Source organism: Moorena producens 3L (assembly GCF_000211815.1).
Classification (GTDB): domain Bacteria; phylum Cyanobacteriota; class Cyanobacteriia; order Cyanobacteriales; family Coleofasciculaceae; genus Moorena; species Moorena producens.
Genome location: NZ_GL890971.1, coordinates 62728 through 71965 on the forward strand (window position 1 = coordinate 62728; position 9238 = coordinate 71965).

The 9238-nt window shown below is 44.5% G+C and carries 9 protein-coding genes; 6 read left to right on the forward strand and 3 right to left on the reverse strand.

What is annotated here, in order from left to right:
• Positions 1 to 366 precede the first annotated feature (366 nt).
• On the forward strand, positions 367 to 501 hold the full coding sequence (locus LYNGBM3L_RS49160) for a hypothetical protein (RefSeq protein WP_267872119.1): 135 nt from the start codon (positions 367 to 369) through the stop codon (positions 499 to 501).
• A gap of 4 nt (positions 502 to 505) precedes the next feature.
• On the opposite strand, the gene LYNGBM3L_RS30730 is transcribed toward LYNGBM3L_RS49160, so the two are convergent.
• On the reverse strand, positions 506 to 1315 hold the full coding sequence (locus LYNGBM3L_RS30730; protein WP_008190615.1) for a slr1353 family protein: 810 nt from the start codon (positions 1313 to 1315) through the stop codon (positions 506 to 508).
• Between the two features lie 792 nt (positions 1316 to 2107).
• Here LYNGBM3L_RS30730 and LYNGBM3L_RS49165 point away from each other — a divergent pair.
• From LYNGBM3L_RS49165 to LYNGBM3L_RS30745, 4 genes are all read left to right on the forward strand, one after another.
• A complete protein-coding gene (locus LYNGBM3L_RS49165; protein WP_267872120.1) occupies positions 2108 to 2230 on the forward strand; it encodes a hypothetical protein in 123 nt (40 codons plus the stop codon).
• A gap of 579 nt (positions 2231 to 2809) precedes the next feature.
• Positions 2810 to 5062 carry a ribonuclease R family protein gene (locus LYNGBM3L_RS30735; RefSeq protein ID WP_044495596.1) on the forward strand — a complete coding sequence of 751 codons (2253 nt, stop codon included), beginning with the start codon at positions 2810 to 2812 and terminating at the stop codon, positions 5060 to 5062.
• 363 nt (positions 5063 to 5425) lie between these two features.
• Positions 5426 to 6043 carry a flavin prenyltransferase UbiX gene (locus tag LYNGBM3L_RS30740; protein ID WP_008190620.1) on the forward strand — a complete coding sequence of 206 codons (618 nt, stop codon included), beginning with the start codon at positions 5426 to 5428 and terminating at the stop codon, positions 6041 to 6043.
• Positions 6044 to 6276: 233 nt separating this feature from the next.
• Positions 6277 to 6927, forward strand: coding sequence for a hypothetical protein (locus LYNGBM3L_RS30745; RefSeq protein WP_081431888.1), 651 nt, complete (start codon positions 6277 to 6279; stop codon positions 6925 to 6927).
• A 166-nt stretch (positions 6928 to 7093) separates the two neighbouring features.
• Here the strand turns inward: LYNGBM3L_RS30745 and LYNGBM3L_RS30750 are convergent, their stop codons facing one another.
• Complete coding sequence (locus tag LYNGBM3L_RS30750; protein ID WP_008190624.1) at positions 7094 to 7294, reverse strand: hypothetical protein; 201 nt, start codon at positions 7292 to 7294, stop codon at positions 7094 to 7096.
• A gap of 231 nt (positions 7295 to 7525) precedes the next feature.
• The gene (locus tag LYNGBM3L_RS42230) at positions 7526 to 7735 is read right to left on the reverse strand and encodes a hypothetical protein (RefSeq protein WP_008190626.1); all 210 of its coding nucleotides are present in this window, start codon (positions 7733 to 7735) and stop codon (positions 7526 to 7528) included.
• A gap of 243 nt (positions 7736 to 7978) precedes the next feature.
• Here LYNGBM3L_RS42230 and LYNGBM3L_RS30755 point away from each other — a divergent pair, with 243 nt between their 5' ends.
• Positions 7979 to 8527, forward strand: coding sequence for a shikimate kinase (locus LYNGBM3L_RS30755; RefSeq protein WP_008190629.1), 549 nt, complete (start codon positions 7979 to 7981; stop codon positions 8525 to 8527).
• Positions 8528 to 9238 lie beyond the last annotated feature (711 nt).

Here is a 9238-nt window from a genome sequence, read left to right on the forward strand (position 1 = left end):
GCTACGTGAACAGCCTTCAGCTATCAGCATTCAGTTTAAAATTAACCTATTTAGTAAGAATTTAATATTGATAGATTAATGAGAATTTAAAGTCTAGGTAAAAGCCCATTTTATTCAAAAGATGTTCGCGTAGCGTGCTAATAAGCTGAGAGCTAAGAGCTGAGAGCTGAGAGCTAGAGAGCTGAGAGCTGAGAGCTGAGAGCTGAGAGCTAAGAGCTGAGAGCTGAGAGCTGAGAGCTGAGAGCTGAGAGCTGAGAGCTGAGAGCTGAGAGTTTACGATTTAATATTAATAAAAAAAAGCGATACTATTGGCTGAGCATCGCTTTTGTTGTTGATCTAATTTTACTGACAGCGTTTTTGATAACTATGAGTTACACAGGATGTTTTACCGATGCCCGATTCCCGATTCCCGATTCCCGATTCCCTAACCCCTCCTGGGAGGGGTTAGGGGTGGGTTCCGATGCCCGATGCCCGATGCCCGATTCCCTTTCCTATAGCTAATAACTTACGAATCTGAAGGTACGGGCTGAGATTCTAGATATTCCAGAAAAGACATTAATTCTTTGTCACTAAGCAGCTGACGCGATCGCTTACCGTAAGTTTGTAGAAGATAGTCTTTCCCCTGTTGAGTTGTCCAACCCAGACGCTTCATTTCTACATTAGTTTTAGTAATGATGTCAGAATGGTCAATAATCCCAGAACTCAATGATCCCATGTCACTGGTGTTAGTCTCCATGGTATTTTGAGAATATGACTGAACTGGAGGATCAGGTGGTGAGGTCTGGTAGCTAATTGGCTCCCTCTTCTTAGGGATGTCAGCTGGCACAGTGGTCTCTACTTCCCTTGAGAAGGAATCATTGCTAAAGTTCCTTACTGGTTCTACTGATGGGATATTGGCAGCGGTTTCCCTAACCTCTCTAGCTCTTGACTCTGAGAAAGAGTAACTACTGGTGTCACTGGTTCGACTAGCTTGAGTAAAATGATGATTGGGTTGAGTCTGTTCCTGACTTGCTGAGGTCGAGCCAACATCATAGCGAGGCAATGGTTGCAGCGGCAGATTTACCTCACGCTTTGCTCTGGGAATATCCTTGTTTTGATCAATCCCTTTGGTGCTATCCATGCCTAAAGCAGCTAAAGCTCTAAGTCTGGCTTGGTCTTCTGCTAATTCAACGGTTTGGGCAGCAGCTAGACCGGTGACCAAGATGGTACCCTCAACTTTAACTGAGCAACGTACTATGTACTGACCATGGTCAATTGCTAAAAGATCGCTGATCAAGCTGCCTTGAGGATAACGATCTCGGAACTGAGTAAACATAAAACCATTTCCTGCCCAAATCTAAGCATTATATCATAGCATAGCTTTACCCGAAAACTGTAGCAAGCGATGCAGCGCGGTCTTGGGGAGCCAGTGCGGTCTTGGGGGTTCCCCCCATGAGCAACTGGCGTGGTTTCCCCCATGACCGCGCTGCATCAAGACAACGGAACAGCATATCTACGGATCACCGGAACATTTGTTCCCGATTCTCTACTCCCGTTGATGTACAATAAAACATGATACAATAAAACTATATTTGGTAAGCTCGCTCAAAAATGGTCATCTTAGTGAAAGTATTCTGTGGTTACAATCTTCAACAGACCTAGGAGAAAGGAATTTCTGTTCTGTTCCTGATCCAGTGGAGCAGTACAGCCAAGTACAACTAAAGTTCCTTTTTTCCAGGCGCTCTAGGAATAGGAAATCAGAGGGCGGGTAAACCTCCAAGTTCCCCTCGTTGCCCACACCTACTATCTTCCACAAGAGCTGTCATCTGCTGATGTAGTCCGTAGCCTTTTAGCTTAATCTGCTCTTATGCCCCACGTCCGAACTTGCATGTCGGCGTGACATGAATGGCGGATAAGAACTTTTATACTTTGTGATCATCTATAATGAACATAGTAGGGTAATGAAATTAAGAGCTAACCGCCACCTACTTGCTAAAAATAGAACTTTTTTGTATTGTTCCGGCGCGGAGGGGCATCTCGTGTCGTTAATAAAGCTTGCCGAGTATCCTAACCGTTGGGTGGAGTTGGCAAGAAGCCTACACTGAACTCGAAGAGTTAGTGTAGGAGTATGTCACGTAGACTAGTAGTAGATATAACTGGGGAATTTGAACACAGTTCCGAGGCTGACCAGACGTTGGCTAGCTTCTCTTTTGCCCCAGGGGCTAAAGCATCGGCAAAGCAAGGGGACTAAGTTACCAGGAAGCGTAATGGTTCCGATTATTGCAGTGTCTGAACATAAGAGTTTTAGCCGAATATTCTGGGTGGCATTGGAGAAACTCACTCTTTGAATCGGTTGCTTCTTATACATAACTGCCTGTTAGTTACCCGTTTGATGATAACTTCGCCAACGAAACAATCGTCCTAGGTTCCTCAAACCGTAACTCAAAGAAGGTGCCATGGCGTTTGAATCACTGGCTATTGACCAACCTCAATCTCAAAAATCCCGCAGGCTTTGTTAGGTGAGTCATTAGCCTAAAAAGTTACCCTGACCTTAGTCTTGCTTCGGAACAAAAACAACAGAGTCGGTTAACCAGTTTAGGCAAACCATCAGTGGATACCCTTTCCTGGGAAAGAAACACAAGGGGTGGAACAAGTTCAGCTACCCGGGATTACTGATGCACTATTCTCTGCTGCTGGAGAAGTGTACACCTGGCTTGCCTTTCAATGTTCAGCCGATGACCCGATCGCATCAGGGACTGTCCTACCAATGCGATCGCATGCTCTTAAGGGCAACAAGCAAAAACCACGATCAGACGAAAAGGATTGTTGGATGGAATTTTCAATCGCTACATTACTTTCTAATTTTACTGATGATAAACTAGTGGCACCCAAAGTCTTAGAAAAAAAACTTGGTTGCCAAGACAAAGACAGTCTCAAAAAACTCCAGATTTCCCTGGATGTACTGGAAAAATTAGGAATTCTGGTTAAAGATCGCGGCAGGTATCGGCGTGTTTACGAAGAAGACGTGGTGGAAGCCAAGCTGCGGTGTTCCAGTAAAGGCTTTTGTTTTGCCATCCAAGAAGTCGAGGGAGCCGATGATATTTACATTCGGGAGAGTAATCTGAGTACTGCCTGGAATGGCGATCGCGTCCTAGTCAAAGTTACCAAAGAAGGTAGCCGACGCCGCTCTCCTGAAGGAGAAGTGCGGTTAATTCTGGAACGGGTAAATCCTTCAGTGCTAGCGCGAGTCAAGGAAACTGGTAATGGTTACCGAGCCTTTCCCCTTGATGACCGACTCTTGTTTGAACTAGATCTTGAACCAGATCAGGAAATCTTACAAAAAGCAGTGGAGCATCTGGTTCATGTAGAAGTGCTACGCTACCCCCTAGGACAAAACCCTCCCCTTGGAAAAGTTGCCCGTATTTTAGGAAGTGATGCAGAAGATGCCGCTGACACCGACATTGTCTGTTGCAAGCACGATTTACGCTCTAACTTCCCTGATGAGGTACTTCTAGCCGCTGATAACTTACCGAAAAAGCTGAAAAAATCCGACTATAGCGAGCGCCTAGATTTGCGAAAGGTTCTAACCATTATCATTGAAGATAAGCTAGCTAACTCAGAAAAGGTAGTTGTAGAAAACGCCTTTACTCTAGAAAAAACTGAAGCAAATCAGTGGCAACTGGGGATACATATTGCTGATGTGGCTTACTTTGTCCCTCCAGACTCTCCCTTGGCGGATGAAGCCAGAAAAAGGGGTACAGCAGTTTATCTGTCCGATGTGATATTGCCTTTACTACCGGACGCCGTTACCCAGCTTTGTTCCCTAGTACCAGGTCAAGACCGCTTAACCATCTCCGTACTACTCACTCTAGACGAAGCTGGTAAGGTAGTAGAATATCAGATTCAACCGTCCATAACCCAGGTACACTACCAGCTCAGTTATGAGCAGGCTCAATCCCTTCTGGGGGGACATGAGGAAGCTGACTCAGAATTGGCACCTGTGGTGGACATACTCAAGGAACTGTTTTTTACCTTGAGTCCAGCAGTCAGGGCGCAACGAAAGCAGCGGGGTGCCTTTGACCTAAATTTGTCCCAGATTCCATACCCCTATAAAGATGAAGGGAGAGTGGGGGCTCTGGAGGTTTCTTCAACAGTACCAATGCAGTCTTTGTTGAAGGAATTAGTGATCTTAGCCAATCAAGCAATAGCTACCCACATCCAAGCCCTAACTTTGCCAGGGATTTACTGTGTCCAGGGGCTACCGGATTGGGATGGGCTTCAGGATTTGATGAGGTTGGGCATGAATCTAGAGCATGATATGCAGCTTGAGCAAGAGGAAACTATTACCCCTCAAGACTATCAAGGCTTTACCCAGCTATTTGCCAAATCCATAGCACCTAAAGTATTGATCTATTTGTTGTTATCAACCTTAAAACCAACAGGTTATAGTTCTAAACCAGGATCGCACTTTGGTCTAGCATTGGATACTGGCTATACTCACGGAGTATCACCACTGAGGCGCTATGGGGATTTATGGGTACAACAGTTACTGCATTTGGTATTTGAAAAAGGAAGAGACCGTCGTTCTACCCGTTCCAAAGACCGGGTAAATCTGAATCATAGCAGCTGTCAAGGTAATATAAACTGGAATGTTTTACCACCAGAAATTCACCAAGAGTTAGAAAATCAGTTAACTACATTAATTCCCCATCTCAATGACCGTGAAAAAATCACCATGGATGCAGAGATGGATTTACAGGGCTTAAAGAAAGCTGAACAGATGAAAGAGCGTACAGGAGATATCTTCAGCGGTCTGATTACTGGGGTTCAATCCTACGGCTTTTTTGTCGAAATTGAAGACTTGTTAGTAGAAGGATTGGTTCATGTTAGCTCTCTCAAGGATGACTGGTACGAGTATCGCTCCCGTCACGCCTGCCTAGTCGGTCGCAAAAATCGCACTGCCTATCGATTAGGCGATCGCGTCGAAGTCCAAGTCAAGAGTGTGGATTATTACCGTCAACAAATTGACCTGGTAACCGTAAGCGGTGGTAGTTTTGCTAGTAACGAAGATTTAGAGGAGTAAGTTATTCGTGAGTGGTTAGTAGGTTACTAGAAGGTTAACTAACCACTAACCACTAACCACTCACTACTAATGAAATGATATTAAGTCCGGTTAATCACTTACAGCGGTTTTAAATTCGGTGAGGTACAAACTTATCGGTTTTAGGGAGCAGGGACTTCGGAGCAGGGACTTCGGAGCAGGGAACAGGGAACAGGAAAAAAAACTTGTTTACCTCATAGTTATGAAAAACGCTGTATAATATGCTTGATTCTAATAGGGTTGATTCCTTTTTGTTAATTAACAATTTAAGCTATTAGCTGATAGCTGATAGCTGAATGCTTACATGACACCGGACATGATTTTACTACTGACTAATCACAACTAATGACAACTCCTTTAATTCTTGGTGTCACCGGTGCATCTGGGCTAATCTATGCTGTACGGGCTTTAAAATATTTACTAGAGGCTGACTATGCTATTGAGCTGGTGGCCTCAAAATCTACCTATATGGTTTGGCAGGCAGAGCAAAATATTCGCATGCCTCTAGAACCCGATCTACAAGAACAATTCTGGCGTGAGCAAGCAGCAGTCGATCAGGGGGGCAAACTCATTTGTCATCGGTGGGGGGATGTGGGAGCCAGCATTGCTAGTGGTTCTTTCCGTACTTTAGGAATGGTGATCATGCCCTGTAGTATGAATACCGTAGCAAAAATGGCTGCGGGCTTCAGTACTGACCTGCTGGAGCGTTCAGCAGATGTTCAAATTAAAGAAGGGCGTAAGCTAGTAATCGTACCTCGTGAAACACCCTTTAGCTTAATCCATCTGCGTAACCTTACCAGGTTAGCAGAAACAGGAGTTAGAATTGTTCCAGCTATACCGGCTTGGTACCATAACCCTCAAACCATCGAAGATTTGGTGGATTTTGTGGTAGCTCGTGCTTTAGACCAGTTAGACATTGACTGCATTCCCCTAAAACGATGGCAGGGCAGAAGTACTGATTAGCTTCAACATAGTTATTATGATAGGTAAGCAAATAAAGATATCGGAAAGATGGGGAAAATAGGGCAGATTTCAAAGAGGAAGTAGTAGGAGGCTAAATCGTCAGACGTTTCTGCCTTGAGCCGGACATATGCTGATCAATCTTCATCACCCCTCAAGCAACCTTTAACCTGTAACCTTCAAGCCCTTGGTTTATGTTTAGGATTATTATATTCTTATGTTTGGTAATAGGTGGATTGGCACTGTTTGTTGTCGATAATTGGTTGCCAGTGCTACCGTTGGTCTTTCTAGGCATGAAGACACCACCTCTACCTCTAGCCTTGTGGATTGTTGGTGCCGTTGGAGCTGGAGTTCTAACCAGCATCAGCCTACGACTCCCCAATTACCTGGCTTGGCGTTACTCTCGTCGAAATTCTGAACCACCGGACAACGAGCCATTATTTTCTGAATATAGCCGTCGCGAAAGTAATCAAACCCAGACGAGGCAGCATAAAACTCGTGAGCGTCCAGCCTCGAAAGAAACCTCAAAAGATGATCCGGTCTCGGATTGGGAAGAAAGTAGTAGTAAAGACTGGGACTTTGACAAAGATCAGGATTCAGATCGAGTTTCATCAGGTCGCCAAGGGGTTAAGCAAGATTCGACCTCACACACAACTATTGCGGATCCCACTAGCTATGACCTGAGCAAAGAACTCGAAAGTAGTGATCAAAGCGACTCTGTGTATTCCTATAGTTATCGGAAACCTGGAAATTCAGGTGTTGGTAAATCCGAAACAGTTTACGATGCCAAGTTTCGAGTAATTAATCCACCTTACAAGACGGTAGCTAAGCAGCCTGAAGAGGATGAAGAGGACTGGGGGTTTGAGGATGATGAAGACTTTGAATAACCCTTTTTGTGTCAATATTTGTGTGTCAATAATGTTTAATTACGTTATATAGCAATCCTAACTCACTGTTGACTTTGTTTATTACTAGTCAAACAATAGCAGCCAAGGTAGTGAAAGGTCACTCCTTGGCTGCTATTGTTAGATAGTTAGTCAATTATCCATTTGGCTAATGATTCATTTGTTCGCGAGATTGTTGCCTCACGCGACCAGTCATGGCAGCTTCCTGTAAGGCCATAAAGGCATCGAGATCCGCCAAATCGTACTTTTTATGTTTTTGATGGAGCATCCTGCGTAATTTATCCTCGGCTTCTATGGTAAGATAACCGGTGGTGAGAGCTTGTTTGACAATGTCACGAATTAGCAACATTTACTTTGTTACCCCTACTTTAGATGGAGTGACCACTAGTGAAAACCAGTAGATCGGTTTAACTATCTGTTTCACTAGTGGGATAGTTTTGTGAGACACCGAAATCAGCTGCTTCATCAGGTAGTTAAATGCCAGGGATTAGAAACTGTGCGTTACACATATTTGAGTTTCCCTGGTCTAGAGAACCGGGGATTATTTTACCCTCGTGCCAAGTTTGGACTTGTATTCAGTCTAAAGGTACACCAGGCAAACGGTGCTTAAACACCGCTTACCTAGTCGGCTTAAGCCTAACCCTAAGCTTCTGGCTACTTTTATAATGACGGCGGTTAAAACCGCCTTGTCTTGCTTCCTCCGCCACATAGCCACATAAATGATGACGGTTTCCACGCTGCCTTTGTCTAGATCCAGTCCCAGATGGGGAAAACCACGCCAGTCCCTCATGGTCAAGGTTCCTGTGTGTTAAGGCTTGCGGGAGCACCTTAGTAAGCCCAGTGGGCACCCCCTGTGGCCTCACTGGCTCCCCAAAACCACGCTACATCGGGTTTGTTGGGATGAAGTTTAGATGAAGCTATTGTGAATAATAACATAAATGTGAAAGGCTGTCTCCCAGTGGGAATCCTAGAGTGGTACCGTTGATTAAGTGTGAACTAAGGGTAATCACTGATTAGACCGGGGAGGGCATGCGTGAATGACTTGTTGAAGGGCATCAATGTTTTTCTGATTGGCATGATGGGCGCTGGCAAAACTACTGTTGGAGGTTTACTAGCTAGTGAGCTAGGTTATGGTTTTTGTGATACAGATGCCCTGATTGAGCAAATTGCAGGTAAAACGATTAACGAGATATTTGCTGAGGACGGAGAAGAAACCTTTCGACAACTGGAGACTCAGGTACTATCGCAACTATCGGCTTATCAGCAATTGATCGTTGCTACAGGAGGTGGTATTGTGCTTAAACCCCAAAATTGGAGTTATCTGCATTATGGTCTGGTGGTCTGGTTGGATGTCCCTGTGGCAATGTTAATCGAACGCTTGCAAGAGGATACCACTCGCCCCTTACTACAGAAACCTGATCCTGCTTTAGAATTGCAGAAAATTCTTGACCAAAGACGGAGTCTTTATGAATTAGCTGACCTTCACATCTGTGAAGATTTTGGGGAGACTCCACCACAGATTGCTTCACGAGTGATCACAGAAATTCCGAAAGTTCTTAAAAAATCTACACAAAAAAATTAGGGTTAGTGGACAGTCGTGTCAGGTTGAATACTTATCTTTCTGGATCTTTCTAGGTTGATAGCCAATTAACACTTAACACTTAACACTTAACACTTAAGTAAGCATTCAGCCGTCAGCGGTCAGCAGTCAGCTTATTTTATTCAAAAACACCGATTGCGCTATGGGCACGCTGCGCGAACAGTAGCGTGCCCATCGCCCATAAGCACCGAAAGTAGCACCATCTGTAGCGCATTAGCTGATAGCTGTTCGCACCTCAAGCAGCGTGGCCACAGGCCAAGCGTGCGCGTAGCGCATTAGCTGATAGCTTAATGGTTACCGAAAATTTTGGGTTTAAAGCCCCGTCCTTCCTTCGACGGCTTTCAATGAAAGTTTGTAAGAGATGTGCTATAATGAAAGCATAAACAATAAACTTTAAAAGTAGAGAGATACTATCTAATCATAAGTAGGCAACGTAAAAAATATGTAGAGCGTACATATTGCTCCATTGGGTCTAACGACTTGAACGTCTAGGAAAAAATTAGATCAAAAAAAGTATCTATCTATATAAAAAAAAGGTACGGTGGGGTGGGAAGTTACCTTAGAAGAGTGGAGCCTTTATGGTTAGTCGGCTATGGGTAAAAGAGGTGCGACCCGTGGCGAATTTAATTCGCCGACGGAAAACGCACCATTACGGTCTTGGGGAGGCAGCGCGGCCAAAGGGGGTCTCCCCCA